Origin of the sequence: Actinacidiphila yanglinensis (genome assembly GCF_900107965.1) — a bacterium.
Taxonomy (GTDB): Bacteria; Actinomycetota; Actinomycetes; order Streptomycetales; family Streptomycetaceae; genus Actinacidiphila; species Actinacidiphila yanglinensis.
Map to the genome: position 1 here is coordinate 45,906 of NZ_FNVU01000034.1, position 26,117 is coordinate 72,022.

At 69.4% G+C, this 26,117-nt stretch carries 23 protein-coding genes and 7 pseudogenes; 22 read left to right on the forward strand and 8 right to left on the reverse strand.

Annotated elements, in window-relative coordinates:
- Positions 1 to 16: 16 nt before the first annotated feature.
- The gene (locus C4U44_RS40205; protein ID WP_160145212.1) at positions 17 to 1,777 is read right to left on the reverse strand and encodes a PucR family transcriptional regulator; all 1,761 of its coding nucleotides are present in this window, start codon (positions 1,775 to 1,777) and stop codon (positions 17 to 19) included.
- A gap of 337 nt (positions 1,778 to 2,114) precedes the next feature.
- Here C4U44_RS40205 and dnaK point away from each other — a divergent pair, with 337 nt between their 5' ends.
- The 10 genes and pseudogenes from dnaK to C4U44_RS43755 form a co-directional block, all read left to right on the forward strand.
- Positions 2,115 to 4,025, forward strand: coding sequence for a molecular chaperone DnaK (gene dnaK / locus C4U44_RS40210; protein ID WP_103891085.1), 1,911 nt, complete (start codon positions 2,115 to 2,117; stop codon positions 4,023 to 4,025).
- A 9-nt stretch (positions 4,026 to 4,034) separates the two neighbouring features.
- Positions 4,035 to 4,613, forward strand: a complete 579-nt coding sequence (locus C4U44_RS40215) for a nucleotide exchange factor GrpE (protein WP_103891086.1) — start codon at positions 4,035 to 4,037, stop codon at positions 4,611 to 4,613.
- A gap of 7 nt (positions 4,614 to 4,620) precedes the next feature.
- On the forward strand, positions 4,621 to 5,598 hold the full coding sequence (locus C4U44_RS40220) for a DnaJ C-terminal domain-containing protein (RefSeq protein WP_103891087.1): 978 nt from the start codon (positions 4,621 to 4,623) through the stop codon (positions 5,596 to 5,598).
- Positions 5,595 to 5,984: a chaperone modulator CbpM gene (locus tag C4U44_RS40225; protein ID WP_103891088.1), complete on the forward strand. Its 390-nt coding sequence runs from the start codon at positions 5,595 to 5,597 to the stop codon at positions 5,982 to 5,984. The genes C4U44_RS40220 and C4U44_RS40225 overlap by 4 nt, the downstream gene beginning before the upstream one ends.
- Positions 5,975 to 8,599: an ATP-dependent chaperone ClpB gene (gene clpB / locus C4U44_RS40230; protein ID WP_103891089.1), complete on the forward strand. Its 2,625-nt coding sequence runs from the start codon at positions 5,975 to 5,977 to the stop codon at positions 8,597 to 8,599. The genes C4U44_RS40225 and clpB overlap by 10 nt, the downstream gene beginning before the upstream one ends.
- Complete coding sequence (trxA, locus tag C4U44_RS40235; RefSeq protein ID WP_103891090.1) at positions 8,599 to 9,129, forward strand: thioredoxin; 531 nt, start codon at positions 8,599 to 8,601, stop codon at positions 9,127 to 9,129. Before clpB ends, trxA begins: the two co-directional genes overlap by 1 nt.
- Positions 9,129 to 9,392 carry a UBP-type zinc finger domain-containing protein gene (locus tag C4U44_RS40240; RefSeq protein WP_103891091.1) on the forward strand — a complete coding sequence of 88 codons (264 nt, stop codon included), beginning with the start codon at positions 9,129 to 9,131 and terminating at the stop codon, positions 9,390 to 9,392. The genes trxA and C4U44_RS40240 overlap by 1 nt, the downstream gene beginning before the upstream one ends.
- A gap of 116 nt (positions 9,393 to 9,508) precedes the next feature.
- A complete protein-coding gene (locus C4U44_RS40245) occupies positions 9,509 to 11,179 on the forward strand; it encodes an FAD-dependent oxidoreductase (protein ID WP_103891108.1) in 1,671 nt (556 codons plus the stop codon).
- A 50-nt stretch (positions 11,180 to 11,229) separates the two neighbouring features.
- Positions 11,230 to 11,679 carry a DUF1931 family protein gene (locus tag C4U44_RS40250; protein WP_103891092.1) on the forward strand — a complete coding sequence of 150 codons (450 nt, stop codon included), beginning with the start codon at positions 11,230 to 11,232 and terminating at the stop codon, positions 11,677 to 11,679.
- A 183-nt stretch (positions 11,680 to 11,862) separates the two neighbouring features.
- A pseudogene (locus C4U44_RS43755) lies at positions 11,863 to 12,162 on the forward strand (helix-turn-helix domain-containing protein); the annotation flags it as partial.
- 108 nt (positions 12,163 to 12,270) lie between these two features.
- Here the strand turns inward: C4U44_RS43755 and istB are convergent.
- Positions 12,271 to 12,843, reverse strand: a pseudogene (gene istB, locus C4U44_RS40260) (IS21-like element helper ATPase IstB); the annotation flags it as partial.
- Positions 12,844 to 12,962: 119 nt separating this feature from the next.
- Between istB and C4U44_RS40265 the strand changes: the two are divergent.
- Positions 12,963 to 13,340 (forward strand): annotated as a pseudogene (locus C4U44_RS40265) (transposase); the annotation flags it as partial.
- A gap of 14 nt (positions 13,341 to 13,354) precedes the next feature.
- Here C4U44_RS40265 and C4U44_RS43815 read toward each other — a convergent pair.
- Positions 13,355 to 13,453, reverse strand: coding sequence for a helix-turn-helix transcriptional regulator (locus tag C4U44_RS43815; protein ID WP_235032707.1), 99 nt, complete (start codon positions 13,451 to 13,453; stop codon positions 13,355 to 13,357).
- 455 nt (positions 13,454 to 13,908) lie between these two features.
- Between C4U44_RS43815 and C4U44_RS40275 the strand changes: the two genes are divergently transcribed.
- Complete coding sequence (locus tag C4U44_RS40275) at positions 13,909 to 15,633, forward strand: SpoIIE family protein phosphatase (protein WP_456053412.1); 1,725 nt, start codon at positions 13,909 to 13,911, stop codon at positions 15,631 to 15,633.
- Here C4U44_RS40275 and C4U44_RS40280 read toward each other — a convergent pair.
- Positions 15,614 to 15,700 (reverse strand): annotated as a pseudogene (locus C4U44_RS40280) (IS5/IS1182 family transposase); the annotation flags it as partial. The gene C4U44_RS40275 and the pseudogene C4U44_RS40280 sit on opposite strands and share 20 nt — an antisense overlap.
- Before the next feature lie 99 nt (positions 15,701 to 15,799).
- Here C4U44_RS40280 and C4U44_RS42205 point away from each other — a divergent pair.
- From C4U44_RS42205 to C4U44_RS40300, 4 genes and pseudogenes are all read left to right on the forward strand, one after another.
- Complete coding sequence (locus C4U44_RS42205) at positions 15,800 to 16,312, forward strand: hypothetical protein (RefSeq protein ID WP_200823579.1); 513 nt, start codon at positions 15,800 to 15,802, stop codon at positions 16,310 to 16,312.
- Between the two features lie 95 nt (positions 16,313 to 16,407).
- Positions 16,408 to 17,367: pseudogene (locus C4U44_RS40285) on the forward strand (SigB/SigF/SigG family RNA polymerase sigma factor).
- A gap of 335 nt (positions 17,368 to 17,702) precedes the next feature.
- Complete coding sequence (locus C4U44_RS40295; protein ID WP_103891094.1) at positions 17,703 to 19,277, forward strand: FMN-binding glutamate synthase family protein; 1,575 nt, start codon at positions 17,703 to 17,705, stop codon at positions 19,275 to 19,277.
- Between the two features lie 29 nt (positions 19,278 to 19,306).
- Positions 19,307 to 21,055: a thiamine pyrophosphate-dependent enzyme gene (locus C4U44_RS40300; RefSeq protein WP_103891095.1), complete on the forward strand. Its 1,749-nt coding sequence runs from the start codon at positions 19,307 to 19,309 to the stop codon at positions 21,053 to 21,055.
- A 67-nt stretch (positions 21,056 to 21,122) separates the two neighbouring features.
- On the opposite strand, the gene C4U44_RS40305 is transcribed toward C4U44_RS40300, so the two are convergent.
- On the reverse strand, positions 21,123 to 21,521 hold the full coding sequence (locus tag C4U44_RS40305; protein WP_103891096.1) for an ATP-binding protein: 399 nt from the start codon (positions 21,519 to 21,521) through the stop codon (positions 21,123 to 21,125).
- Positions 21,522 to 21,881: 360 nt separating this feature from the next.
- Between C4U44_RS40305 and C4U44_RS40310 the strand changes: the two genes are divergently transcribed.
- Positions 21,882 to 22,169, forward strand: coding sequence for a hypothetical protein (locus C4U44_RS40310; protein ID WP_146088467.1), 288 nt, complete (start codon positions 21,882 to 21,884; stop codon positions 22,167 to 22,169).
- 59 nt (positions 22,170 to 22,228) lie between these two features.
- On the opposite strand, the gene C4U44_RS40315 is transcribed toward C4U44_RS40310, so the two are convergent.
- The gene (locus C4U44_RS40315; protein ID WP_103891098.1) at positions 22,229 to 22,543 is read right to left on the reverse strand and encodes a helix-turn-helix transcriptional regulator; all 315 of its coding nucleotides are present in this window, start codon (positions 22,541 to 22,543) and stop codon (positions 22,229 to 22,231) included.
- Between the two features lie 130 nt (positions 22,544 to 22,673).
- Here C4U44_RS40315 and C4U44_RS40320 point away from each other — a divergent pair, with 130 nt between their 5' ends.
- Positions 22,674 to 23,126 carry an STAS domain-containing protein gene (locus C4U44_RS40320; RefSeq protein WP_103891099.1) on the forward strand — a complete coding sequence of 151 codons (453 nt, stop codon included), beginning with the start codon at positions 22,674 to 22,676 and terminating at the stop codon, positions 23,124 to 23,126.
- Positions 23,127 to 23,272: 146 nt separating this feature from the next.
- On the opposite strand, the gene C4U44_RS43155 is transcribed toward C4U44_RS40320, so the two are convergent.
- Together C4U44_RS43155 and C4U44_RS41810 are read right to left on the reverse strand one after the other, a co-directional pair.
- Positions 23,273 to 23,443 (reverse strand): hydrophobic protein, encoded by a 171-nt coding sequence (locus tag C4U44_RS43155; protein WP_069463087.1) that lies wholly within the window; start codon positions 23,441 to 23,443, stop codon positions 23,273 to 23,275.
- A 125-nt stretch (positions 23,444 to 23,568) separates the two neighbouring features.
- Entirely contained in the window at positions 23,569 to 23,904 is a 336-nt protein-coding gene (locus C4U44_RS41810; protein ID WP_160145213.1) for a DUF3040 domain-containing protein, read from the reverse strand.
- A gap of 235 nt (positions 23,905 to 24,139) precedes the next feature.
- Here C4U44_RS41810 and C4U44_RS43550 point away from each other — a divergent pair.
- The 4 genes and pseudogenes from C4U44_RS43550 to C4U44_RS40345 all read left to right on the forward strand — a co-directional run.
- A pseudogene (locus C4U44_RS43550) lies at positions 24,140 to 24,343 on the forward strand (hypothetical protein); the annotation flags it as partial.
- 76 nt (positions 24,344 to 24,419) lie between these two features.
- Complete coding sequence (locus C4U44_RS43160; protein WP_235032708.1) at positions 24,420 to 24,740, forward strand: hypothetical protein; 321 nt, start codon at positions 24,420 to 24,422, stop codon at positions 24,738 to 24,740.
- 195 nt (positions 24,741 to 24,935) lie between these two features.
- Positions 24,936 to 25,784 (forward strand): Rieske 2Fe-2S domain-containing protein, encoded by an 849-nt coding sequence (locus tag C4U44_RS40340; protein WP_235032712.1) that lies wholly within the window; start codon positions 24,936 to 24,938, stop codon positions 25,782 to 25,784.
- 133 nt (positions 25,785 to 25,917) lie between these two features.
- Positions 25,918 to 26,117: pseudogene (locus tag C4U44_RS40345) on the forward strand (DNA-binding protein); the annotation flags it as partial.

Below are 26,117 nucleotides of genomic sequence, written 5' to 3' on the forward strand. Positions count from 1 at the left end.
GCGCGGGCATATCCGTTCAGCGGGGTGCGTCGATCACGTTGCGTATGCGGGTGGCGACGTGCAGGTTGAGGCGGGTTTCGACATCACTGAGGTCGTGCCCGGTGATCTCGCGGATGCGCTGGAGGCGGTAGCGGACGGTGCTGCGGTGGATGAGCAGCGTCTCCGAGGTCGTCCCGTAGCTGCCTCCGCTCTCCAGATAGCGCGAGAGCGTCGTCACCAGTTCGGTGTGGTGGCGGGCGTCGTAGTCCAATAGTTTGCCCAGCCACTCGCGGACGAAGCGGTCAGCTTCCCGTTCGCCTTCGCCGGAGCCCATCATGCGGCACAGACCCAGCTCCTCGAAGCCGGTGCTGCCGTACGGGTCCTGAGAACGGCGGCGGACGGTGAGGGCGCGGACTGCCTCATCGTAGGAGTGTGGCAGTTCGGTGCAGACGTCGCAGCGGCCGCCGACCCCGATCGAGCCGGCTCCGGTGCCGAGTTCGTCCGAAACGGCCCTGTACAGCTCACCTCCGGGATCACACCGGTCCTCGTCGGCCTCCAGGACGACGGTGGTCGCGCCGCGAGAGCCGACGAGCACGTCCCGATGCAGCCGCTGCGCCGCCCGTGCCACCGCGTCGCCGAGTGCGGCCCTCTCGGTCGCTCCGGGCCAGTCCAGTACGGCGGCCTTGTGCGGCCGGCGCAGGTCGTGGCCCAGGGCTGCGGCCTGGGTGAAGACGTCGTTGTTCGCCTCACCGGCGATCAGCCGGTCGACCAGGTCCCGGCGCAGATGGGGCTCCAGCTCGGCCAGTCTGCGCTCGTGGGAGAGCAGGGGAGCCAGCACCAGAGCAGCCTGTTCGAGCGCTGAGCTGTCCGTTTCCGTGGTTCGCCGGTTCGGATCGATCAGTGTGACCACGCCGAGCAGATCTCCGGCCATCTGGATGGGGACGACCAGCCGATCCCGGTCCCGGAAAGCTCCGGGCCGGCGTCGCACGCTCTGTATAAGGGCATCCTGGCGCTGGTTCTCCGGTTCTGGGTGCGGTCTGCCGCTGAGCCCTGTCTGTGGTTCGTTCCGGCCTGGGCCCACCTCGGCCCGCGGGTTGCCGAAGCGGTCCTCGGTGCGGACCGCGAATCCCGTGCTGTCGTGCAGGACCTGGAGGATTCCGGCCTCGCCTTCGCCTGAAGTGGCGGCACGGGAGAGCGCGTCGTGGAGGGCGAGTCGCGAGGTCAGGGCAGACACGGTCGTGCTGAGGCCGGCGATGGGTGATCCGCTCCTGGTTGCCGGCTGATCCTCGATGCCGGGCGAGCTCTCCGGGCCGTCTCGGGCCGGCTCTCCTTGTCTCCCGGTGAAGCGTGCGAGGGCGATCCCGGTCTGCTGGGCGAGGAGGTTGGTCAGGGCCGTCTCCTCGGCGGAGGGTGAGGTCGGGGACCGGACGACGAGATAGCCAAGGCAGTGGTCCCGGTACCGCAGCGCGATGGCTTGTACCCATAGCCCTCCGAAGTCGCGCAGATGCCTGCTGTAGCCGTCCAGAGCGCCGATCCGGCGGTCGAGCAGGTCGGCCGCCACCTCCTCGGCGGTGCCCGCCTCAGCTGCGGCTTCGCCGGTGGGCTCCGCCTCCGCCGGCTCGGATGCTGCCGCGCACCCCGGCTGGACGGTGGCGGGGGCGGCCACCCGCGACGGCGGGCATCGTCGCGCCAGACCGCCGTGCACGGCATACGCCGCTTCGGCGATGAAAGGGCCGGTGGCGGCGATCGCCGCCATGGCACCCCACAGCACTTCACGCTCGTCTTCGCCGTCGAGCATGGCCGTCACCAGCCGTAGCAGTGTGTGTCGGGCGCTCCCCGGCTGCGGGATGGGGTGGCGGGGCCCGGCCGTCGGCAAGGGAGCAGCGTCCATCGCGGATCCATTCGCGGCTCGACAGCGGCTTTTGAGTTTCAACGCTACGCCGCTCGGCCCGGGGTTTCACCTGAGAGGCGCACCGTGTCCTCGTCCTGGCGGACGGGAACGGGGGTGCGGATTGGTCCCGCCAGGGCGAGTGAGCACGCGGCTCACCGCGCGACGCTGGCGAAAGGCGCGTACGGCTCCGACGCCCTACAGCGCGCCGATTGATCGGTCCCGCGTCGCGACAGAGGAGACTTCCATGGCGAAGGCAGTAGGCATCGATCTCGGTACCACCAACTCGGTCATCGCGGCCTGGGAAAGCGGCGAGCCCACCGTCGTCCCGAATGCCGAGGGGGCCAGGACGACCCCGTCGGTGGTCGCCTTCTCCGATGACGGCGAGCGATTGGTCGGACAGCTCGCACGCCGGCAGTCGATCCTCAACCCCAAAGGCACCATCACCTCGGCGAAGCGGTTCATCGGACGTCGCTACGACGAGATCTCCGACGAGGCCAGGGCGGTCTCCTTCGACGTGGTCGAGGGGCCCGGCGGGGTGGCCCGCTTCGAGGTGAACGGAAAGCAGTACGCGCCGGAGGAGATCAGTGCGCAGGTGCTGCGCAAGCTCGCCGACGACGCCGGGAAGTCGCTCGGCGAGAAGGTGACCGAGGCGGTCATCACCGTACCGGCGTACTTCAACGACGCCCAGCGGCAGGCCACCAAGGACGCCGGGAAGATCGCCGGCCTCGAAGTCCTGCGGATCATCAACGAACCGACCGCCGCGGCGCTGGCCTACGGGCTGGACAAGAAGGGCCACGAGACGGTCATGGTCTTCGACCTCGGCGGCGGCACCTTCGACGTCAGCCTGCTGGACGTCGGCGACGGTGTGGTGGAGGTTCGCGCCACCGCAGGCGACTCCCACCTGGGCGGCGACGACTTCGACCGCCGGCTGGTGGACCACTTGGCGGACGGCTTCCAGAAGGCCGAAGGCATTGACCTGCGCAAGGACCCGCAGGCTCTGCAGCGCCTGTTCGAGGCGGCGGAGAAGGCGAAGACCGAGCTGAGTTCGGTCAGCCAGACCCAGGTGAGCCTGCCGTTCATCACGGCGGACGCCTCCGGGCCGAAGCATCTCACCGAGACGGTCCGCCGCTCCACCTTCGAGCAGATCACCTCCGACCTGGTGGAACGCTGCCTCGAACCGGTCAGGACGGCGATGAGCGACGCCAAGGTCAGCGAGAACGACATCGACGAGGTCATTCTCGTCGGAGGCTCGACCCGCATCCCGGCCGTGCAGAGCCTGGTTCGCCGGATGACCGGCGGCAAGGACCCGAACATGAGCGTCAACCCCGACGAGGTGGTGGCGCTGGGCGCCGCCATCCAGGCCGGCGTGCTCAAGGGCGAGGTCAAGGACGTCCTGCTGCTGGACGTCACGCCCCTGTCGCTGGGCGTCGAGACGGCCGGCGGCGTGATGACCAAGATCATCGAGCGGAACACCACCATTCCTGCTCGCCGGTCCGAGACCTTCTCCACGGCTGAGGACAACCAGCCGGCCGTGGACATCGTGGTGCTCCAGGGCGAACGGGAACTGGCTGCCGACAACCGTGTGCTGGGCCGCTTCCGGCTGGAGAACCTGCGACCGGCACGGCGCGGGGAGACCCAGATCGAGGTCACCTTCGACATCGACGCCAACGGCATTCTGAAGGTCAGCGCCAAGGACCGGGACACCGGCGCCGAGCAGTCGATCACCATCAGCGAGGGCTCCAACCTCGACCCGTCCGAGGTCGAGCGGATGATCGACGAGGCCGAGAGCAACCGCACCAGTGACCTGGCCCTGCGCGAGGCCATCGACGCCCGTAACGAACTCGACGCCGCGGCGTACCAGGTGGAGCGTCGGCTGGACGACCTCGGCGACGCCGCACCGGAGCACGAGCGGGCTCGTGCCCAACTGCTCATCGATGAGGCGCGTTCCGCCGTCAAGGAGGAGGCGCCTGCGGAACGGTCCCGGAACCTGACCTCCGAACTCCAGCAGATCCACGCGGCGCTGGCCGCCCACGCTGCTGGGTCCGGCGGAGGCCGGGGCGAGGCCGAGCCCGGCGCGGCGCCCGGCCAAGGTCCCGAGGGCGGATCCTCGAGGGGCGACGACGACGTCATCGACGCCGATTTCGAGAAGAGCTGAGGCGGCGCCATGTCGGATCAGGAACAGACGCGTCCCGCGGAGGACCGTTCCCCGCCAGATTCCGAGCAGACGTCGCCGGAGGGGACGCCCGCACCGCCGACGCCCCCGCGACCCTCCGAAGCCGGGGAGCAGGAGACGGCGCCTTCGCCCCGCGGCCCCGAGGTGGAGGAGCTCGAGGACCGGTGGCGTCGAGCACTTGCCGACCTCGACAACCTTCGCAAGCGCTATGCCCGTGAACTTCCCCGGGAACGGGAGGCCGAGCGGGCCAAGGTGGCCGCGGCGTTCCTCCCGGTCGTCGACAACCTCGAACTGGCCCTCGCCCATGCGGGCGCCGACGACCCCGGCGCGATCGTCAGCGGAGTCCGGGCGGTACGCGATCAGGCTGTCGAGGTGTTGCGAAGCCTCGGCTACCCCCGTCATGAGGAGACCGGCGTCCCCTTCGACCCCGGGCAGCACGAGGTGGTGACCGTGGTGGATGAACCGGACACCGCTCCGGGCACCGTGGTCCAGGTCCTGCGGCCCGGCTACGGCGAGCCCGGCCGCCAGCTGCGGCCGGCCGCGGTAGCGGTCAGCGGCAAGCAGGAGTGAGGCCGCCATGGCAGAGGACTACTACGAGGTGCTGGGCGTCCCCCGCACCGCCGACGGCGCCGAGATCCAGCAGGCCTTCCGTACCCTGGCACGCCGCTACCACCCGGACGTCAACCGCGATCCGGCCGCCGAGGAGCGGTTCAAACAGATCAATGAGGCATACAGCGTGCTGTCCGACCCCGACACGCGGTCCCGCTACGACCGCTTCGGACCCGACTTCCGGCAGATTCCGGAGGACTACGACGACCGTGTCGCGGCCGGCCAGGGATTCGGCGGCGGAGCCGGCGCCTACCGCGGCAGTCCCTTCGGAGGCACCCGGGGCGCCGACCGGGCGAGTTCCCGGACCTGGACCGAGACCGACTTCGACGCCTCCGGCGTGGACTTCGAAGATCTCTTCGGAGGCATCTTTGGCGGTCGGGCCGACAGCGCCGGACGGGGAGGTCCGATCCCCGGCGCGGACCAAGAGGCCGAACTCACGCTCAGCGTGGAGGAGGCGTATCGAGGCGGCCGACGCAAGGTCACCCTCGGCGGGCCCGGGGGCGAACGCAGCTACGACGTCACCATCCCGGCCGGTGTCGTCGACGGACAGCGCATTCGGCTCGCGGGAGAGGGCGGTCGGGGCCGTGGGCCCAGTTCCGCCGGGGACCTCTATCTGGTGGTCCGCATCGCCCCCCATCCCCGCTACCGCCTCGCCGGGCGCGACATCCACGTCGATCTGCCGGTCACGGCCTGGGAGGCCGCACTGGGGGCCACAGTGCCGATCGCCGGTCCAGGCGGGACAGTCAAGGTACATGTGCCACCCGGAACCTCCACCGGTCGCCGGCTGCGGCTGCGCGGTGAGGGGATGCCGCACCCGAAAGGCTCCCCCGGGCACCTCTACGCCGAAGTCCAGGTGATGGTGCCGCCGTCGCCCAGCCCCCGCGAGCGCGAGTTGTTCGAGGAACTGGCCGCCGTCTCCTCCTTCGACCCGAGGAAGCCGACATGAGAGCCGAACGCCGTTCTCCCACCGAAGGCGCCGGACAGGAAGGTACGAGGGCCGCCTATCCCCTGGTGCGGGTCTACCGGACCGGTCCCAGCCCCTATCAACTCCCCATGGCCCGGGTGGCCAGCGGAAGCGGACTGCCGCCCGAACTCGTCAGCCGCTTCGTCGCCCTCGGGCTGGTGGACGCCGAACGTGACGCCCGGGGCCGGCTGTGGTTCCGGCCGAACGCGCCGTCCGCCCTCGCCCGGGTACAGCGGCTACGGGACGGACTGTGCCTCAACTACGCGGCCGTTGGCGTCGTCCTGGACCTGCTCGACCGCATCGAACGTCTGGAAACCGCACTGCGGCGCAGCGAAAGAGCCGCCAAGGAGCCGACGACATGGACATGAACCGCCTCACCCAGAAGTCCCAGGAAGCGCTGCAGGAAGCGCAGAGCGTCGCGGTACGGATGGGCCAGACCGAGGTCGACGGCGAGCACCTGCTCCTGGCGTTGCTCGACCAGCAGGACGGCCTGACCACCCGTCTGCTGGCGGACACTGGCGCGGACCCGGCCGCCCTGCGGGCCGCAGTCGAAGCCGATCTCGCCAAACGCCCCCGCACGACCGGTCCGGGCGCCACCCCCGGCCAGGTCATGGTCACCCAGCGGCTGGCCCGACTGCTCGACACCGCCGAGCAGGAGGCCAAGCGGCTCAAGGACGAGTACGTCTCCACCGAGCACCTGGTGCTCGCCCTGGTGAACGAAGGTTCGACCACCGCGGCCGGCCGGCGCCTCGGCGAACAAGGCGTCAGCAAGGACTCCTTCCTCGCCGCCCTCACCACGGTGCGCGGGAATCAACGGGTCACCTCTGCCAACCCTGAAGAGGCGTACGAGGCCCTGGACAAGTACGGGCGCGACCTCGTCGTCGAGGCCCGCACCGGCCGCCTCGACCCGGTCATCGGCCGGGACGCCGAGATCCGCCGGGTGATCCAGATCCTCAGCCGCAAGAGCAAGAACAACCCAGTCCTCATCGGCGAACCGGGCGTCGGCAAGACCGCCATCGTCGAGGGCCTGGCCCAGCGGATCGTCCGCGGCGACGTGCCCGAAGGGCTGCGGGACAAGACGGTGTTCTCGCTCGACATGGGCTCGCTGGTGGCCGGAGCCAAGTACCGCGGCGAGTTCGAGGAACGCCTCAAGGCCGTCCTGTCGGAGGTCAAGGGCGCCGAGGGCCGAATCCTGCTGTTCGTGGACGAGCTGCACACCGTCGTCGGGGCTGGCGCCGCCGAGGGCGCGATGGACGCGGGCAACATGCTCAAGCCGATGCTGGCCCGCGGCGAGCTGCACATGATCGGTGCCACCACGTTGGACGAGTACCGCAAGCACATCGAGTCCGACGCCGCCTTGGAGCGTCGCTTCCAGACCGTGCTGGTGGATGAGCCGAGCGTCGAAGACGCGGTTTCCATCCTGCGCGGTATCCGGGAACGACTGGAGATCTTCCACGGTGTCAAGATCCAGGACAACGCGTTGGTCGCCGCCGCCACCCTCAGCCACCGCTACATCAGCGACCGTTTCCTCCCGGACAAGGCCATCGACCTGGTCGACGAGGCGTGCGCACGGCTGCGGACCGAGATCGACTCCATGCCCGCCGAACTCGACGAGCTCACCCGCCGGGCCACCCGGCTGGAGATCGAGGAGGCCGCTCTGGATCAGGAGACCGATCCGGCCAGCCGCGCGCGGCTGGAGGACCTGCGGCATGAACTGGCGGATCTGCGGGGCGAGGTCGACGCCAAGCACGCACAGTGGGAGGCCGAGCGTCAGGCCATACGAAAGGTGCAGGAACTGCGCCAGGAGCTGGAGCGCGCCCGGCAGGAGGCAGAGGAGGCCGAACGCGCCTACGACCTCAACCGGGCCGCTCAGCTGCGGTATGGAACCGTGAGCGAGCTGGAGCGCCGCCTGGCCGCAGAGGAGGAACAACTCGCCGCCAAACAGGGCGAGACCCGGCTGCTGCGTGAGGTGGTCACCGCCGACGAGATCGCCGAGATCGTCTCCGCGTGGACCGGCATCCCCGTCACCCGGTTGCAGGAGGGCGAGCGGCAGAAGCTGCTCAAGCTGGACGAGATCCTGCGCGAGCGGGTGGTCGGGCAGGACGAGGCCGTCCAGCTCGTCGCCGACGCGGTGATTCGGGCCCGTTCCGGAGTGCGCGACCCGCGCCGGCCGATCGGCTCGTTCATCTTCCTCGGCCCCACTGGCGTGGGGAAGACCGAGCTGGCCAAGACCCTGGCCGCCGCGCTGTTCGACAGCGAGACCAACATGATCCGTCTCGACATGAGTGAGTACCAGGAGCGGCACACCGTCAGCCGTCTGGTCGGCGCGCCCCCCGGCTACGTCGGCTACGAGGAGGGCGGTCAGCTCACCGAGGCGGTGCGCCGCAAGCCGTATTCCGTCGTCCTGTTCGACGAGATCGAGAAGGCGCATGCCGACGTCTTCAACACCCTGCTCCAGGTGCTGGACGACGGCAGGATCACCGACGCGCAAGGCCGCACCGTCGACTTCCGCAACACCGTGATCATCATGACCTCCAACCTCGGGTCGCAGTACCTGCTCCAGGACGCCACCCATGCCGGCGAGATCAAGCCCGAAGCGCGGGCGCTGGTGATGACCGAGCTCAACGGCCATTTCCGCCCCGAGTTCCTCAACCGCGTCGACGACATCGTCCTCTTCCACCCCCTCGGCATCGCGCAGATCGAGCGCATCGTCGATCTGCTCCTCGACGAGCTGCGCGACCGCCTCTCCGAGCAGCGCATCACGCTCGTCCTCACCGAGCCGGCCCGCCACCTGATCGCCGCCGAGGGCTATGACCCCGTATACGGAGCCAGGCCGCTACGCCGCTTCATCTCGCACGAGGTCGAGACAAGGATCGGCCGCGCGCTGCTCAGCGGCGAGGCACGCGAAGGCGTGACCATCCTCGTCGACGCCGAGGACGGCCAACTGATCGTCACCCTCCAGGACGAGCCGCAGGAGCCGTGATGAGTACTTCTCCAGAAGGCCCCGGCGGCCGCGGCCGCCGTGAAGGCAGCACGGCCGGCGTCGAGGCACCGGTACGGACGGTCGCCTGCGCCAACTGCGGCCGGACCAACCGCGTACCCGCCGCGGCGGAAGGCAGCCCGCGCTGCGGAAACTGTCGGGCCCCGCTGCCATGGATCGCCGAAGCGGGCGACACCGACTTCGGGGAGGTGGCCGAGCAGGCGAGCCTGCCCGTGCTGGTCGACCTCTGGGCCACCTGGTGCGGCCCCTGCCGCATGGTGAGCCCAGCCCTCGAACAGGTCGCCAAGGACCTGGCCGGCCGAATCAAGCTCGTCAAGGTCGACATCGACAAGTCCCCAGCCCTGGCCCGACGCTTCGAGGTCCAAGCCGTACCCACCCTGCTGGTTCTCGACCACGGCAGGCAAGTCGCCCGCCAGACCGGCGCCGCGCCTGCGCACGAGCTGCGCAAGTGGGTGGACGAGTCGCTGTCGGCATCCCATGGAGCAGCCGATCCCGCCTCAGGGAGGCACTGATGACCAGCTTTCGCGACCCCCACTTGTCGATGGTCCGGTCCGTTGCGCCCAGAACGCCGCAGGGATGCGAGGACTGCCTACGCATGGGGACTCAGTGGCTGCACCTCCGCCTCTGCCTGACCTGCGGCCACGTCGGCTGCTGCGACTCCTCGCCGATGCGGCACGCCCGTGCTCACGCAGCGACCGACGGCCACCCGATCGTCCAGTCGTTCGAACCCGGCGAGGACTGGCGGTGGTGTTTCGTGCACGAAGCGATGGTCTGAGCCCGGCAAGCTCACCCGTCGCGGCTTCCGGCGGTGTTGCTTCCGCATATGCCTCCGCCTCTGTTTTCCACCTCTGCTCTCCGCCTTGTTACCACCGAAGGGAGCGAGACGTGCCGATGCGCACGCAGCCGGCCGATATCTACGATGCCTATCCGCCGCTGACGGACGACCAGATCGCAATCCTGAGATCCTGCGGACAAGTACGGCCGGTCCGCGAGGGGGAACAACTTCTCAGGGCAGGCGAACCCAGCGAGGAGTTCTTCGCCGTCCTCAGCGGCACGGTGGCCGTCGTCGAAGGCCAAGGCGACCACGAGCACGTCGTCCAGTTGCACGGTCCGGGCAGCTTCCTAGGCGAACTCGGCGTACTGGAGGGTCAGTTGGCGTACCTCAGCGCCGTGGTGAACACACCTGGCAAGGTGCTGGCGGTGGGTTCAACTGCCCTTCGCGACCTGCTCAGCCGCGAGCCCGCGCTCGGCGACGTGATCCTACGGGCCTATCTGCTGCGCCGTAGGATGCTGGCCGGCGCGGGCATGGGCTTCCGTATCATCGGCTCCGCCCTCTCCCCCGACACGCGGCGGCTGCTGGAGTTCGCTGCCCGCAACCGCCTCCCGCACCGCTGGTCCGACCTGGAGAAGGACACCGAGGCCGAGTCGCTGCTCACACATCTGGGCATCGCTCCAGAGGACACCCCGCTCGTCGTCTGGCACGACTACCGGGTGTTGCGCAACCCCTCGAACGTCGAACTCGCCCGGGTCATCGGGCTACGGACCGATACCGCCGCGGAGGCCACCTGCGACTTGGTGGTGGTCGGCGCGGGACCCGGGGGCCTGGCGGCCGCCGTCTACGGCGCCTCCGAGGGACTCTCCACCGTCGTCCTGGACGCCGTGGCGACTGGCGGCCAGGCCGGCACCTCCTCCCGCATCGAGAACTACCTCGGTTTCCCCGCCGGGATCTCTGGCATGGAACTCGCCGAACGCGCCGTCGTACAGGCGAACCGGTTCGGCGCGCGGATCGACGTCCCCGCCGAGGCCGCCGGCCTCGAACAGCGTGACGGGACCAGCCTGGTGCGGCTCGCCGACGGCGGCACTGTGGCAGCAACCAATGTCGTGGTGGCCACCGGCGCCCGCTACCGGCGGCTGATTGCCCCCGGCGTCCAACGGTTCGAAGGACTCGGGGTCCATTACGCCGCCACCCTCTGGGAGGCGCGGACCTGTCGTCTTGACACGGTCGCCGTCGTAGGCGGCGGCAACTCCGCCGGCCAAGCAGCCCTGTTCCTGGCTCGCGAGTCGCCCGCCGTCTATCTTCTGGTCCGCAGTGGAGACCTGGAACACAGCATGTCCCGTTACTTGATCGACCGGATCGAGCGGCACCCCCGGATCCATGTCCAACTGCATACCGAAGTCCGGGAGGTCACCGGCGAGGACCGGGTCGAATCCCTCATCGTCGAGGACAACCGCACCCGCGAGCAGCAGGTGCTGGCAGCCCGCGCCCTGTTCGTCTTCATCGGCGCGCGCCCCGCCACTTCCTGGCTCACCGACGCCGTCACCCTGGACCGGCGCGGCTTCATCCCGACCGGGCAGGACGTGGCCCAGGTAACAGCGGACCTCTGGAAGCCCCTCGCCCGCTCCCCCCTCGCCCTGGAGACCAGTCTGCCAGGAGTCTTCGCCGTCGGCGACGTCCGCAGCGGCTCGGTGAAACGGGTGGCTTCCGCCGTCGGTGAGGGAGCCATGGCCGTCCGCCTGGCTCACGAGCACCTCGGGGAGGTGGGACCACCCGCCATCCGATGACGTCAGCCAACTGACCTCAGCCCACCACCGCCACGAGAAGGTGACATGACATGCCCGCCATGGGAGTCCCCAAGTTTGAGCGCTTCTTCCGCGCGGCCGCTGGCCTTGATGTCAGCAAGAACGACCTCAAGCGCTACAACGACTTCGTGGACGCCAAGCTCTACGACCTCTTCCTCATCGGCACCGCCGATGCCAAGGCCAACAACCGGGACGTCATCGAGCCGCAGGACCTGCCGGTCACCAAAGGCCTGCAGGAGAGCGTCCACGCTTTCCAGAAGCTGGAGGAGGGCATCGAACTGCGCCCGCTGCTCGACCAACTCGCCGCCCGCCCAGCCCTCGGCATGGACGCTGCCGAGGAGACCCAGCAGCGGCTGCCCGATCTGGCCGGCGGCCTCAGCGTCGCCCTCGCCCGCGCCCTCAAAACCATCGCCCGCGACACCCGCCGCCCATCCACGGATCAGTGGGACGAAGCCTTCGAACTCTTCGACCTGTTGATCTGAGCGCGCATCGTGCGGGCCGGCCGGTTCGGCCGGAGGCCGATCAGGCGGCGGGCAGGTTCAGCCGGCAGAACTCGTTGTCTCCGGTTCTGTCGGCAGCTGTCGGCGACGCGTGAATCGTGACCCACTTTCGACGCTTGGGTTCTAACGCTTGTCGCAACATTCCTTGATCATTGTGGGGTGTTGATGGCGAGGCGGGGACGCAAGCGCAGGTTGGAGCTCGAGGCCGAGTACTGGCGGCTTCTGGCCGCGGGGGTGGGCAGCGTCGAGGCGTGCAGGCAACTCGGGATCGGGCGTAAGACGGGGTACCGGTGGCGGGCGGAGAACGGTGGCCTCAAGCCGGACTACCTCCCGGAGACCTCCCGGTCGGGCAGGTACCTGTCACTGCTGGAGCGCCGCAAGATCGCCACGCTGAGAGAGCGCGGACTGACGATCCGAGAGATAGCGGGCCTGCTCGGACGGGCGCCGTCGACGGTCAGCCGGGAGCTTCGGCGCAACAGCCGCCCGCACGACTACGGCCGATATGACGCAGACCAGGGAGGCTGCCGTTCTCCGGTGCTGGTGGCCTCGGATCCGGCCCCATCCAGTTCGACCCTATGCGCCGGGTCTGACAGCGTGGCGGAACACTCGCGCCACTTCGCTGTCCCTCTCGATGGCCTGAAGGCGGTTCTTGAGCCGGTAGCTGTTGCCGTTGATCGAGACGACCTCGCGGTGGTGCAGGAGGCGGTCGAGGATCGCCGTGGCCAGGACCTCGTCGCCGAAGGCCTGGCCCCATTCGCTGAAGGTCTTGTTCGAGGTCAGGATGATCGATCCCTTCTCATACCGCTTGGAGATGACCTGGAAGACCAGGTTCGCCTCCGCGCGTTCGAGGGGGTGGTAGCCGACCTCGTCGACGACCAGGACGCTGGGTTGCAGGTAGGTGCCGAGTTTGCTGATCAGCCGGCCTTGTTCCTCGGCGGTTTTGAGGTGGCGGACCATGTCGTCGAGGCTGGTGAAGTAGATCGAGTGGCCGGCCCGGCAGGCGGCGACCGCGAGAGCGACCGCGATGTGGGTCTTGCCGACGCCGGGCGGCCTGAGCAGGGCGACGTTGGCCTTGTCCTCAAGGAAGGACAAGGTGGCCAGGTCCTTGATCTTGCGCGGGTCGAGGTCGGGCTGGAAGGAGAAGTCGCCTGCACGGTGAAATAGGCCACATCCCACCCGCAGAATACGAATCCAACTACCAGCTGACCGACAAGAAACCCCAGGTCACAGTCAAGATCTAGAGTCTCCATCAGACCCGGAACGGTTCAATCCGCAACCGCCGCCCTGAGCCGGGCGGGATCGTTCACGCCGATCATGGAACCCAGTTCACCTCCTGGGGCTTCGGAGAGCGGATCCGCTCAGCCGGTCTTCTGCCGTCGTTCGGAACCGTCAGGGACGGCCTGGACAACGCGATGATGGAATCGTTCTGGTCCTTGATGCAGACCGAGCTGCTCAACCGCAAGCGGTGGAAGACTCGGGTCGAACTGGCCAACGCGATCTTTGAGTTCAGCGAGATCTTCTATAACCGCCAGCGAAGACACTCAGCACTGGGCTACCGCACCCCCATCGAGTACGAGCTAATCTCCGAGAACCACACCATCCCAGCTGCCAGTTTGCCACCGAGCCAGGAACCCAAATGGTGAGGCAGGTCAACCTGTCACCCAACCCTGCACCAGACCCCTTCCAGCCGGTGCAGCGTCGGGTACAGGGTGCCGGGACTGATCTCGTAGCCGTGCGAGGCCAGCTCCTTGGCCATCCGCCGCACCGTGGATCTCTTCCTCGGCCGCGTGGTGAAGGATGTGCAGCCGCACCGCGCCCCGCTGGAACTCCCGCACCCGGGCCTGCCTTCCCCGCCACACCACCGAAGTGACGAAATCGATATCGGTCCGCGATAGTACGCATCCCCGACCGCTCAGCAGCTCACAAGCCCTTCCCGGGGCTTAGCGCTAACGGCTGCTCCGTTGATCCCCGAGACCGGACTACCCGCCACCGGCGCGCATCGGGCAAGCGCGCGCGGTCGCGTATCCGCGCAGGTTGCCGACTCCGCCGCCGCGCCAGGACCTCCGCGCTGGTTCTCCTAGCGTGGCTTACGAGGTGGCGCTGCCGTGCTGTGAAACGCTCAACTGCAGTGATGCTTCGAAAGGCGGCGAGGATGACTGATTCTCAAAGTACAGAGCGGGGCGAGTGAGTGCCGGTGGGCTCGGCGGTGGCATGAACGACGTCTTGGGCGATGTGGAGGCCGGGGCCTACACCGTGGATGGCCAGGGCGTCATCACTGCGGTCAATCCGCGCGGCGAGGTATTGCTCGCTCGCCCGGCGCGCGACCTCGTGGGCCAGGATGCGCACGATCTGCTGCACCGCGACAGCTCGGGCAGGCAGGCGGACCGTGTCGGGTGCCGTGCGCTGCAGGCCATGCTTGCCGGGCGCACCGCACCGGAGCAGGCGGGCTGGTTCGAGCGCGGTGACGGTTCCCTTCTGCCCGTGTCGTGGCTGGTGACTCCGTTGCGGCGCGGGAAGGAGAGTACGGGGGCGTTGGTGGTGTTCCACCAGCCTTCCGTGGCCTCGGCCGATCGTGAGCAGGGACTGGCCGTCGCCTCGCTGTCGGAACTGGAGCGTCTGGCCCTGCTGGCCGAAACGACCTCGCGCCTCACCACGACTCTGGACCCTGACGCGGCACTTCGGCGGCTTGCCCAGATCGTTGTGCCTCGTCTGGCGGACTGGGTGGTGGTGGACCTGAGGGCCGAAGGCGGCGAGGTGTGGCGCAGGCTGGTCGTCCGCTCGGCCAACGGCGGACTGACGGACCGGGCTGACCTGTGCGGACCGCTCCCACCCGTGCCAGCCGACTCACCGCTCCCCCTCGCCGCAGCGCTCAGGGGCGGGGCAGCGAAACTGGCGACGCCGGCCACCTACGAGGGAGATCTCCATTCCGGTCTCGCGCTGGAACAGCGCCGGCTGTTCGCCGCCACCGGCATTCAGTCCGCGGTCATCGGGCCGATCCGCGGCCCGCGGGAGGTGCTTGGCGCCCTCACGCTCGGCCGGACGCAGGACGCAGCGCGCTTCAACAGTGACGACATCGCCCTGTTGGAGGACATCGCCCTGCGCACCGGGATCTCGCTGGAGAACGCCCGGCTCTACCAACGGCAGGTCCGTGTCGCGCAGACCATGCAACACCACCTGCTCCCGAAGCTCCCACTGGTGCCACACCTGGAGACCGCCGCCCGTTACCTGTCTGCCCCCGACGCCTCACAGGTCGGCGGGGACTGGTACGACATGTTCCCTCTGCGAGACGGATCCTTCGCCCTGGCCATCGGCGACGTCGCCGGGCACGACCTGGAGGCCGCCGCGGGGATGGCGCAGCTGCGCAACATGGTTCGCGCGCAAGCCTGGGCCCGATGGGAGAACCCGGGCAGCATTATCGGCCAACTGGACGAAACCGCTGAGCATCTGACCACCGTGAGCATGGCCACGCTCGTCTTCGGCCGCCTCCACCGCGACACCTCCGGGACGTGGCGTCTGCAGTGGACCAACGCCGGCCACCTCCCGCCGCTGCTCATCGACTACAACGGCCAGGCACGGTTCCTCACCGACGGACACGGGCTCCTGCTGGGGACCGGGATCTCACCCGAGCGACCGGATGCGGCCATCGACCTTCCCCCCCCAGTCCACAGTGCTCCTGTATACCGACGGCCTGGTGGAGGATCCACGCGCGTCCATCGACGAGGGGCTGGAACGCCTGCGCCGCCACGCCGCCGCCCTCGCCCACCGCCCCCTGGACTCCTTCTGCGATCAGATCCTCAGTCGCGTACGCCCCGCGGCCAACGACGACGACGTGGCCATGCTCGCCCTACGAGTACCAGCCCAGCCGAACGTCCACCCATGACGCCCGTCGAAGCTCGGCCCGCCCAGATCCGAGTTAGCGGACACGGAGTCTTTTGAACTGATGGAGCCACGCGAACGCGCGCTCAGCCACCCAACGGATCTTGCCGAGCCCGGAGCCGCGTGCCCGGCAGCGGGCAGCACCCGGCTCGGGGCGCGGGCAGCGCTGCCGGCCGGGACGTAGGAGGCGCGTTCTGCCGTGGTGGCCTGACTGGGCGCGGTGTGCGTGGAGTTCGAAGGCGAGGACGGGCGGCGGTGTACGTTCGGCTTCATCGATCTGGGCGAGGCCCGGCTGGCACGCGGACCTGGCGGCTGCGGCGCGGTAGGGATCGGCCCCAGCGGCGGCCTGCGCACCGTGGCCTCGGCGCTGTCCATGTGGCGCCCGGTGGGGCAGTTGCTCACCTCGCTGAATGAGGGGCCGGACCATCCCGAGCAGCCGGGTGAACTGCGGCTGCACGTACGGCAGTTCGCCCGGTACCTGTGCGCCGGACGGAAGCAGCTGGTTTACGTGCTGCGGTTACCGCCGCTGGCCGGGCAGATGGCGCCGGAGGTCCACAGCGCTCTGCGGGTGCGCACCGTCGCGAATCCCGGGCAAGTGCCGGGCTATTCCGACGGGGAACTGCGGCGGGTGCTGGCGGCCGCCCGCTCGGACGTAAGATGCGTAGCGCTGACCGCCAGGCAGGATCAGGTCCGCTGGACGTGTAACGACGGCTACTCGGTGACCCGAACCCATAGGTGATGCCAACATCCAGGTTTCCACGAAGGCTGGGACGGTAGATCTGGCGACGTTGTCCAAGGTCACCGGTTGCCTGTGGGATCTGCTCCCCACCGGCTATGTCGCGGCCAGGGTGTGCCGGCGGCGATCGCGGGTACGCGAGGTTGGACACACTCGGCAACGTGAGGCGATCACATGACGGTAGCCACGTACGAGGCAGGAACAACCGCAGGGCCGGCGCAATCGGCCGCGACGTTTCGACTGTAGGTGGGCTGCCACTCATCAAAGAGGCACGGACGACGGCCCCAAAGGACGCGCGGGCGCTGTCGAAGCTGTTCTTCGACCGGCTGCAGGGCTTCGAGGAGGGCACGCGCGTGTACTCCTACGCACGCAGCACGTTGATGAGATGAACATGTCGTTGGTGCGGTTCGCCGCCCGGCGGTTCCGTATGCGCGGCCGGGACGAGATGGAGGACATCGTTCAGGTCGGCACCCTCGGGCTGATCAAGGCGATCGACCGGTTCGACCTGAGCCGTGAGGTGGCGTTCACCACCTTCGCCGTTCCCTACGTAGTCGGCGAGATGAAGCGGTTCTTCCGGGACACCAGCTGGGCTGTGCATGTACCACGCCGGCTTCAGGAACTGAGGGTGGAGCTGGCCAAGGCCCGGGACCACCTCACCGCGGTGCTGGACGCCACTCCCAGCGTCGCCGAACTCGCCGCGTACCTGGAGATCACCGAGGACGAGGGTCGTTGAGGGCCTGGTGGCCTCCAACGGCTACACCGCCGGCTCGATCGACCTGCCCGCCGACGACGACGGTGATCTCGAAGGCAGCCGCCCGTACGTGGACTCTCTCGGCGCTCCCGACCCGGAGATGGATCTTGTGGAGGACTTCCAGGCGCTCGCGCCGCTCCTCGATGAACTCGGTGACCGGGATCGCCGCCTCTTGCAGATGCGCTTCGGCCAGGAGATGACCCAATCGGAGATCGGTGCGGAGCTGGGTTGCTCGCAGATGCATGTCTCTCGCCTGCTCACCCGCCTGCTGGGAAACCTCCGTGCTGGAATGCTCACCGACAAGTAGGCAACCACGTCGCGCCACCGAACCGCGAAGCCACCGGGCAGATGGCCTGCGGCAGTTGCTCACACGGCCTCGGCCGCACCGCCATCCACGCGGTGATCCGCTTCCCCAGCAGCGTGGTGGTCACCGTCAACTCGTCGCACAGCTTCCGCACGGCGCCGCCCGGGGATTCACCGCGGGCGAAGGCGGCGTGTCCTACCTGACCGTTCACCGCCGTCGTCCCGGCATACGGATCGGAGCGCGACACGACCAGTGAGGATCCGCGGACCGCCGGCATGACCGGAACTTGACGCGGCAGGCAGCATGGACAGGGCCTGGGCGGTAAGGCGGCCGGGGTGATGAGATCCCTTGTCGTGGCCGTGACCCTCCTCGCCGCCGTCGCCGCGGCTCTCGCCGCGGTGGTGGCCGATCCGTGGTGGTGGGCCGCCGTGGTGCCGCTGGCCGCGCTGGGCCTGCTCGGCCTGTACGACTTGCTGCAGCGGCGCCACTCGGTACTGCGCAACTACCCGGTCCTCGGCCACGCCCGTTTCCTGCTGGAGAAAATCCGCCCGGAGCTCCAGCAGTATTTCATCGAGCGGAACTTCGACGGGCGCCCATTCGACCGTGACACCCGCAGCATCGTCTACGAGCGGGCCAAGGGGACCGACGCCGAGGAGCCGTACGGCACCGAGCGGGACGTCTACGCGACCGGCCACGAGTTCCTCGTCCCGTCCATGGCTCCGCGCCCGGTACCCGACGAGCCGCCACGGGTACGCATCGGCGGCCCGGATTGTGCCAAGCCCTACGACATGGCCCTGCTGAACGTGTCCGCCATGAGCTTCGGATCGCTGTCGGCCCAGGCGGTCATGGCCCTCAACAAGGGAGCCGCGGCCGGCGGGTTCGCTCATGACACGGGCGAGGGGGGCCTGTCGGAGTACCACCTGCGGCATGGCGGCGACCTGGTCTGGGAGATCGGCACCGGCTACTTCGGCTGCCGCGACAAGGACGGCGGCTTCGACCCCGTCGAGTTCGCCGACAAGGCCGGTCTCGACAACGTCAAATGCGTCTCGCTGAAGCTCTCCCAGGGAGCCAAGCCCGGTATCGGAGGTGTGCTGCCCGGCGCCAAGGTCAACGCGGAGATCGCCCGGGTGCGGGACGTCCCGCAGGGGCGGACCGTCGTGTCGCCGCCCTACCACCGCGTGTTCGGCACCCCGCGCGAACTGGTCCGGTTCGTCGCGCGGATGCGCGAGCTGTCCGGCGGCAAACCGGCCGGGTTCAAGCTCTGCGTCGGCTCGCGAGGCCAGTTCCTCGCGGTCTGCAAGGCGATGGTCGAGGAGGGCACCGCACCGGACTTCATCATCGTCGACGGCGCCGAGGGGGGCACCGGCGCGGCGCCGCTGGAGTTCGCTGACCACGTCGGCACCCCACTCACGGAGGGGCTGATCACCGTGCACAACGCGCTGGTCGGCGCCGGGCTGCGGGACCGGGTCCGGATCGGTGCCAGCGGCAAGATCGCCACCGGCTCCGACCTCGTCAAGCGACTGCTCCAGGGCGCCGACTACGGCAACGCCGCCCGCGCCATGATGTTCGCCGTCGGGTGCATCCAGGCCCAGCGCTGCCACACCAACACCTGTCCGGTCGGCGTCACCACCCAGGACCCACGGCGGGCCCGCGCGCTGGATGTGGGCGACAAGTCGGCCCGCGTGCGGCGCCTGCAGTCCGCGACGGTGGACAGCGCCCTGCAGATCATGGCGTCCATGGGCGTCACCGACGCGTCCCAGCTGCATCCGCGCATGCTGCGGCGGCGGATCGATCCGTACACCGTCCGCTCCTACGAGGAGTTGTACGACTGGCTGTCCCCCGGGCAGCTTCTGGCCGAGCCGCCGGCGTCATGGGCCGCCGACTGGGCCGCCGCCGACCCCGACCACTTCTGAGCCGTCCCGCCCACCCCGTTGGAGGAACCGTGCCCCGCACCGTCGCCCGCGTCATCGTGGACGCTCTCGCCGAACTCGAAGTGCGCCAGGTCTTCGGCGTCGTCGGCGACGCCCTCAACCCGTTGACCGACGCGCTCCGCACCACCGACGGCGTGGAGTGGGTGGGCTGTCGGCACGAGGAGGCCGCGGCCTTCGCCGCGAGCGCCCAGTCCCAGCTGACCGGCCGACTCGCGGTGTGCATGGGCACGGTCGGCCCCGGCTCGGTGCACCTGCTCAACGGCCTGTACGACGCGGCCAAGAGCCACACCCCGGTGCTGGCCATCGCCGGACAGGTGCCGCTGACGGAGCTGGGCAGCGGCTACTTCCAGGAGGTCGACAACGACGCGCTCTTCAGCGACGTGGCCGTCTTCCGCGCCACGATCACCTCCCCCGAGCAACTGCCGCTGCTGCTGGAGACCGCGGTCCGCAACGCCCTGGGGCGCAAGGGTGTTGCGGTGCTGACGGTGCCTGGTGACATCGGCGAGAAGGAACTCCCCGACGACCGGCCGTTCCGTCTCTCGTTCACCACGCCGACCACCCGCCCGGACGAGGCCGCCGTGCGCGCGGCCACCGACCTGCTGGACGAGGCCGAGCGGGTCACGCTCCTGGTCGGGCAGGGCGCGCGCGAGGCCCGCGACCAGGTCCTCGCGCTCGCCGACCGGCTGGCCGCGCCGATGGTGCTCACCTTGAAGGCCAAGGAGGGCTTCGAGGGCGACAACCCCTTCCAGGTCGGTCAGACCGGGCTGATCGGCAACCCCGCCGCGGCCTCCGCGCTCCAGGACGCCGACACCCTCCTGCTGCTGGGCACCGACTTCCCGTACCGGGACTGGTATCCCGAAGGCCGCACCGTCATCCAGGTCGACACCGAGCCCACCCATATCGGGCGCCGAGTGCCGGTGGAGATCGGTCTGGTCGGCGATGTCGGCGCAACGGTCCGCGATCTGCTCGCCCACCTGTCCGGACCGGCCGGTGCGGGCGCGACCGACCGCGCCCACCTGGACAAGGCCGTGCAGCACTTCGCGTCCTGGCGCGAGGGCCAGGACCGGCTGGCCGCCCCCGGCCACGACAAGGGCCTGATCGGACGGGTCCGTTCGGCGCTGGACAACCGCGACCACGACATCCGCCCCGAGGCGCTGGCCGCCGCCGTCGACCGGTACGCCGCCGACGACGCCGTCTTCACCTCCGACACCGGCATGGCCACGGTGTGGCTCTCCAGGTTCGTGGAGATGCGCGGCACGCGCCGCCTGCTGGGCTCGTACAACCTCGGCTCGATGGCCAACGCCATGCCGCAGGCGCTCGGCGCGCAACTCCTGGACCGCGACCGGCAGGTCGTCGCGTTCTGCGGAGACGGCGGTCTGAGCATGCTGCTCGGCGACCTGATGACGCTCAGGACGTACGAACTTCCGGTGACGCTCGTCGTCTTCGACAACCGCCGCCTCGGCATGGTGAAGCTCGAACAGGAGCAGTCCGGCCTTCCCGAGTTCGGAACCGTCCTGGACAACCCCGACTTCGCCGCGGTCGCGACCGCACTGGGGCTCACCGGCATACGTGTCACCGACCCCGCCGAACTCGACGAGGCCGTGCGCACCGCGCTGGGCATCCGGGGGCCCGTACTGCTCGACGTCGTCACCAACCCCGACGAGATTGCCGTCCCCGCCGAGCCCACGGTCGAGCAGGGCTGGGGCTTCGCGGTTGCCAAGATGAAGGAGATCGTCCGCAGCCACGGCGACGACTCGTAGCGTGTGCGAGGTGTGCATCGCCCCGCCGAACCGCAGGACGACCGGGCACACGGCCTACGGCAGTCGCTCACACGGCGCTCGGCCGCACCGCCATCCGCGCGGTGATCCGCTTCCCCGAAGGCGTGGTGGTCACCGTCAACTCGTCGCACAGCTTCCGCACGATCTCCAGACCATGTCGACCCACCCGCAAAGGATCGGGCTCCATCACCGTCACTCCATGGCCGGAGGTGTCCCACACCGTGATCTCCATGGCGTCTTCGGCGGCCCGCAGTTCAAGACCACACTGCCCACCGGCATGTTTCACCGCGTTGGTCACCAGCTCACTCACCACCAGTTGGACGTCGGAAGCGAAGGTGGCAGGCACTCTTGCGCCACCTTCGCCCATGCGCCCGACCAACTCCCCCGCCAGACGCCGAGCTGCGGGAATGTCTCCGGGGCTGCCCTTGAAGACCTCACCGACCCACATCGCACCACCCTCCGTCGACCGTCAGCCTCGACGACGACCGCTGTCCTGCACAGCGCCCTTGCGCAGGGTCCTTACGTGCCATGGCGGCCGTCCCATCCACCGCGCTTACCCATCGGATCCGCGCGCAACGCCGCGAGGAAGGCGAGGTGACACTACCGAACAACGGAGCTGCGGCAGTTGTTACCGGGACGCGCTGAACCGGCCCGAGGTTGGTCGACCGCTCGCCAGCCCACCCGGTCGCACCACGCTGGATGCGGAGGCGACGACGCTGTCCGGTCGCACGCCTGTCGGGACACCGCCGCCTTCCATGTCCTCGCGCGCATCAGAAGAGCAGAAAAGCCCGCAGGAGAGGTGATGAGAGTGGACGAGTTCGACGCCAAACCCGGGATCCCCGCGCCGCGCCACCTTCCGATAGACGGCTACGAACACCTTCCACAGGTCGCCATCGAGGCACGAGTGGATTCCCTCGACCGTGACCAGGTAGAAGCGTTGCTCCACTACGAGACCGAGCACACCGCAAGGACACCCGTGTTGCGGCTGCTGACCCGTCGCCTTCGGGATCTGCGGGCGGACGCCGAGTCCGAGGACACACCTGGCGGATACGGCCCGCCGCCACGTCGCACCATCCCGGGTGCCGACGCTCCCTGAAACAGCCGCTCGCTACCGTGCCGCGCGCCACAACTGCTCAGGCGCGACGCCGACGCACCTCAGCGCCGCGCGTCGTCGGAGCCGAGGTCGAGCAGGGTGAGCAGGTCCGCGACGGTCGGGCCGACGTCCGCGGGGTGCCGCAATGTCGTGCCCTCAGGGATCTCGTAGCGGTTCGAGCGCCCGCTGCGCGTGTGGGAGAGATAGCCGCCCTCCTCCAGGTCCACGATGATCCGCTGCACTGCGCGTTCGGTCAGCAGGCAACGCGTGGCGATGTCACGCACCCGGGTGCCCGGATCTCGGGCGATGGCAGCCAGGACCCGTGCGTGGTTGGTCAGGAAGGTCCAGGAGGGGCGCGAGTCGGCTGGTTCGTCCATCGACCCATCGTAGGTCCCGCGATTCACGCGACTCAATACACGACTTACTTTTCATGTACTCATTGACGTGCCTAGTGTCGACGGGCACTCTGATCGGCAGACGCTGACAGACGGATACACGGAGGCCTCAATGACCGCTTCGGAGCTCCGCCTGCCCGCACGGGGCAAGCCAGAGCCCCGCACCGGCGAGCCGACCACGACCAGTGCGTTCACGAGTTTCGACTCGGACATCGCCGTACGTCTCGTGGAGCGCGCGGAGCTCACCCGCGCCGCGGTCGCCGGCGAGATCGACCTCAGCACGGCGCCGCTGATGAACGAGATCCTGACGGGCTGCCTGGCCCGCTCCCCCGGCACGTTGGACCTCGACCTCGGCGATGTAGCGTTCTTCGACTGCTCCGGACTCAACGCCCTGCTCCACGTGCGCCAGCGCGCCGCCGATCAGGGCGTCGCCCTGACCGTGTCCCAGATGTCGCCACCAGTCATCCGCATACTGCAACTCACCGGCGCCCACTCCCTGTTCAGCCACGAACCCGGCGCCGAACCCCGGCAGCGGCTCGTCCGCCCCGCACGCCAGACGGAATAGCCGCACGAATGATCCACGGCATCCGGGCGTGCACCCGGAGCCTGCCGGCCCGCCGTATGTCGCCCCAAGCCGAGTGCTGCGACACAAGGACGGGGGTGGGGCGCACGTCGAGCGGCGCCCCACCCCCGTCCGGGCGATGTGTGCGACTACCACCGGTACCAACGGCCGCGCCCGCCACCGGAATTCGTGGAACGGACGACGAATCCCAGCAGCCACACGACCAGAACCACGACAGCGACCCACCACAGAATCTTCAACGCGAACCCTGCGCCGAAAAGGATGAGAGCCAGAAGAAGAACAAGAAGCAACGGTCCCATGATGATCAACCTCCCCCTCCGCGTGTGCCCGGCGGTCAATCGGTCATTCCTTCCGAGCGGTCGAAGCGCACACATGGACCGTGCGCCGAACCGTGAACGACGCCTCCCTCCACGCTTTCCCCGGCTCATGAGCGCACGGCCGCCCGCCTCCCGCGTGCGACGACCCGGGCGAACAGCCCGCTCACCAGTGTGGCCAGGGCGGCCGCACCCGCGGCATAGAGCACCGCAGTGGACAGCAGCAGGTCGGACACCGCGAGCAACACGAGAGTGAGCGCGCCACACCTCTTCGCGAAACGGCGAGCGGTGTCTCCGGGTGACGACTCCGCGGCGCGGCGCTCGTCCTCAGCGGTAGCCGACGTCAGCGTCAAATGCGAGAGCTGCTGGGCAAGGCACGGATCGTCTCGCGCCAATGACAACTCGATATCCCGCAATACTCTGATTTCGCGCAACGTGAGGCCCATCGTCGCCCTCCAGACGAGAATTCCGCGCCGACCCCGAGAAGCACGATTCTCGCGTACCCCGCCCGGGCAAAAGGATGCGCTCCATGAGCCCGGGGCTGAAGCCACGGCTGCCGCCATCCGCCGAACCTCAGGGTATTCCGGCTTTCCCCGACGGCTCAGCCACAGATCGGACGGCACCACGGAGTGCTCCAAGCGACGTTTGCGCCCCGGCGGTCCGGACAGCCGACAGGGCGACATGTCCGCAATCGACCGGAAGAAGGAGCCGACCGTGAACACCCCCGCTGAACCGAGGACCACGACGGATTTGCCGGAGGACGACGTCGTGGCGCTGCTCCTGAAGCAACACACGCTCATCCGCGAGCTGTTCGGCCAGGTCTCGGCCGCGCGGGGCGAGGAGAGGGCGCATACCTTTGACGCCTTGCGGGCCTTGCTGGCCGTTCACGAGGCCGCGGAGGAGCTCGTCGTACGCCCCATGGCCCGGCAAGCCGCCGGCGCAGGAGGCCGATGCCCGGAACGTGGAGGAGAAGGAGGCGAGCCGGGTCCTGCAGGAGTTGGAGGGCATGGACGTTTCCAGCCCCGAGTTCGACGCGCTGCTCAGCGAGTTCGCTCAGGCCGTCAACGAGCATGCCGAGCACGAGGAGCGCTGGGAGTTCCCGGCGCTCGTGTCGGAGTGCACTCCCGAACAGCGCCAGGCCATGGCGACCCGGATGCGACTGGCCGAACACCTCGCACCGAGCCACCCCCACCCCTCGGCAGCAGGCAATCCCACGGTGCTGAAACTGACCGGTCCCTTCGCGGCGATGATGGACCGCGCCAAGGACGCCATCGGCCGCTGAGCACTCCCCGCATACGGAGCAGGAGAGGTGCCGCCGGCGCGTCACGGCGGGCGGCGATGAACGCGCCGGGACCGCGGGCCCATGCGATGGTCGAGGCGGAAAGGGGTGAGCCCGGTGAAGAGATCATCGACGGCTGAGAAGCTGGTCCGCCGCACGCTGCCGGATCCTGCTGGTCCCGGTCGCGTCCTCGGGCTCATGGACCGGATCGAGCGGGCCGAGATGCTGGACGGCGTCGCCGAGGCACTGCGGCGTGCGGTGCGGGCCGTTCCGCTCGGCAAGGGCAGGGACCTGCTGCACGGCCGGTGGCTGGGCCATCCGGTACACCCCGTGCTGGTGCAAGTACCGGTGGGCGCCTGGATCTCGGCCGAGGTCCTGGACTGGACGCCAGGCGGCGGACGGGCGGCGGGCCTCCTCATCGCCGTGGGCCTTGGCGGCGCCCTTCCCGCCGCGGCCGCCGGGCTCGTCGACTGGGCGGAGCTGGAGCCGGAGCAAGCGCGCGTCGGCCTGCTGCACGCCGCCCTGAACGTCGGCGCCCTCACCTGCTATGCCGTCTCCCTCACCGCCCGCCTCACCGGCCACCCGCTGCGCGGACGCGCCTACGCGCTGGCCGGGCTGTGCACGGTCTGCGCCGCCGCGGCAGCGGGCGGCCATCTGGCCTACCGCCAGGCGTCCGGCGCGAACCACGCAGACGCCGTACCCCGTCTCGTGCCGCCCGGCTGGCACTCCGTGGGCCCGGTCAACGCGTTCCCACAGGGGCAGCCGGTGCGCCGTATGGTGGGACAGGTGCCGGTCGCGGTGGTCCGCACCGCCGATGGCTCCTGTCACGCGCTGGCCGACCTGTGCAGCCACGACGGGGGCCCGCTGTCGGAGGGGAACGTGGTGGACGACTGCCTGCACTGCCCGTGGCACGGCAGCGCCTTCCGGCTCGCCGACGGCTGGAACACGACCGGCCCCGCCACGGCCCCTCAGCCGGCGTTCGACACCCGGACGGCCGACGGTGAGCTGCACGTGCGGCTGCGCACGCCGCCGTCCGGCAGCCACTGAGCTCGCCGGGGGCCGACAGGTACGCGTACCGCGCGCACGGCGACCCGTTCCGGACAATGCCACCGCGCGGCCCAGGGCAGGGGCCGGCTGGGTGCCCGTGAACGCCCGGCGGACCGCGAGGGAGGGGCTGGACATGGACGACGAAGCTCCCGGCGCCCTGCAGGACGCCCTAGACCGCTTGGCGCTGCTGTCCGCCGCCACCTCCGCGCTGGCGAGCACGCTCGACGGGGACGCCGGAATGGTCCGGGTCAGCCGCACCCTGGTGCCGCAACTGGCGGACTGGTGCGCCATCCACGCCGTGGCCGACGGCGTGGTCCGCGAGGTCTCCGTGGT

Excerpts from the sequence above, each read along its gene's own strand:
- C4U44_RS40205 (WP_160145212.1), bottom strand. The coding sequence starts at position 1,777 with ATGCTCGACGGCGAAGACGAGCGTGAAGTGCTGTGGGGTGCCATGGCG.
- dnaK (WP_103891085.1), top strand. The coding sequence starts at position 2,115 with ATGGCGAAGGCAGTAGGCATCGATCTCGGTACCACCAACTCGGTCATC.
- C4U44_RS40215 (WP_103891086.1), top strand. The coding sequence starts at position 4,035 with ATGTCGGATCAGGAACAGACGCGTCCCGCGGAGGACCGTTCCCCGCCA.
- C4U44_RS40220 (WP_103891087.1), top strand. The coding sequence starts at position 4,621 with ATGGCAGAGGACTACTACGAGGTGCTGGGCGTCCCCCGCACCGCCGAC.
- C4U44_RS40225 (WP_103891088.1), top strand. The coding sequence starts at position 5,595 with ATGAGAGCCGAACGCCGTTCTCCCACCGAAGGCGCCGGACAGGAAGGT.
- clpB (WP_103891089.1), top strand. The coding sequence starts at position 5,975 with ATGGACATGAACCGCCTCACCCAGAAGTCCCAGGAAGCGCTGCAGGAA.
- trxA (WP_103891090.1), top strand. The coding sequence starts at position 8,599 with ATGAGTACTTCTCCAGAAGGCCCCGGCGGCCGCGGCCGCCGTGAAGGC.
- C4U44_RS40240 (WP_103891091.1), top strand. The coding sequence starts at position 9,129 with ATGACCAGCTTTCGCGACCCCCACTTGTCGATGGTCCGGTCCGTTGCG.
- C4U44_RS40245 (WP_103891108.1), top strand. The coding sequence starts at position 9,509 with ATGCGCACGCAGCCGGCCGATATCTACGATGCCTATCCGCCGCTGACG.
- C4U44_RS40250 (WP_103891092.1), top strand. The coding sequence starts at position 11,230 with ATGCCCGCCATGGGAGTCCCCAAGTTTGAGCGCTTCTTCCGCGCGGCC.
- C4U44_RS43815 (WP_235032707.1), bottom strand. The coding sequence starts at position 13,453 with ATGGCCAAGGAGCTGGCCTCGCACGGCTACGAGATCAGTCCCGGCACC.
- C4U44_RS40275 (WP_456053412.1), top strand. The coding sequence starts at position 13,909 with ATGAACGACGTCTTGGGCGATGTGGAGGCCGGGGCCTACACCGTGGAT.
- C4U44_RS40295 (WP_103891094.1), top strand. The coding sequence starts at position 17,703 with ATGAGATCCCTTGTCGTGGCCGTGACCCTCCTCGCCGCCGTCGCCGCG.
- C4U44_RS40305 (WP_103891096.1), bottom strand. The coding sequence starts at position 21,521 with ATGTGGGTCGGTGAGGTCTTCAAGGGCAGCCCCGGAGACATTCCCGCA.
- C4U44_RS40315 (WP_103891098.1), bottom strand. The coding sequence starts at position 22,543 with ATGGACGAACCAGCCGACTCGCGCCCCTCCTGGACCTTCCTGACCAAC.
- C4U44_RS40320 (WP_103891099.1), top strand. The coding sequence starts at position 22,674 with ATGACCGCTTCGGAGCTCCGCCTGCCCGCACGGGGCAAGCCAGAGCCC.
- C4U44_RS43155 (WP_069463087.1), bottom strand. The coding sequence starts at position 23,443 with ATGGGACCGTTGCTTCTTGTTCTTCTTCTGGCTCTCATCCTTTTCGGC.
- C4U44_RS41810 (WP_160145213.1), bottom strand. The coding sequence starts at position 23,904 with ATGGGCCTCACGTTGCGCGAAATCAGAGTATTGCGGGATATCGAGTTG.
- C4U44_RS40340 (WP_235032712.1), top strand. The coding sequence starts at position 24,936 with ATGGACCGGATCGAGCGGGCCGAGATGCTGGACGGCGTCGCCGAGGCA.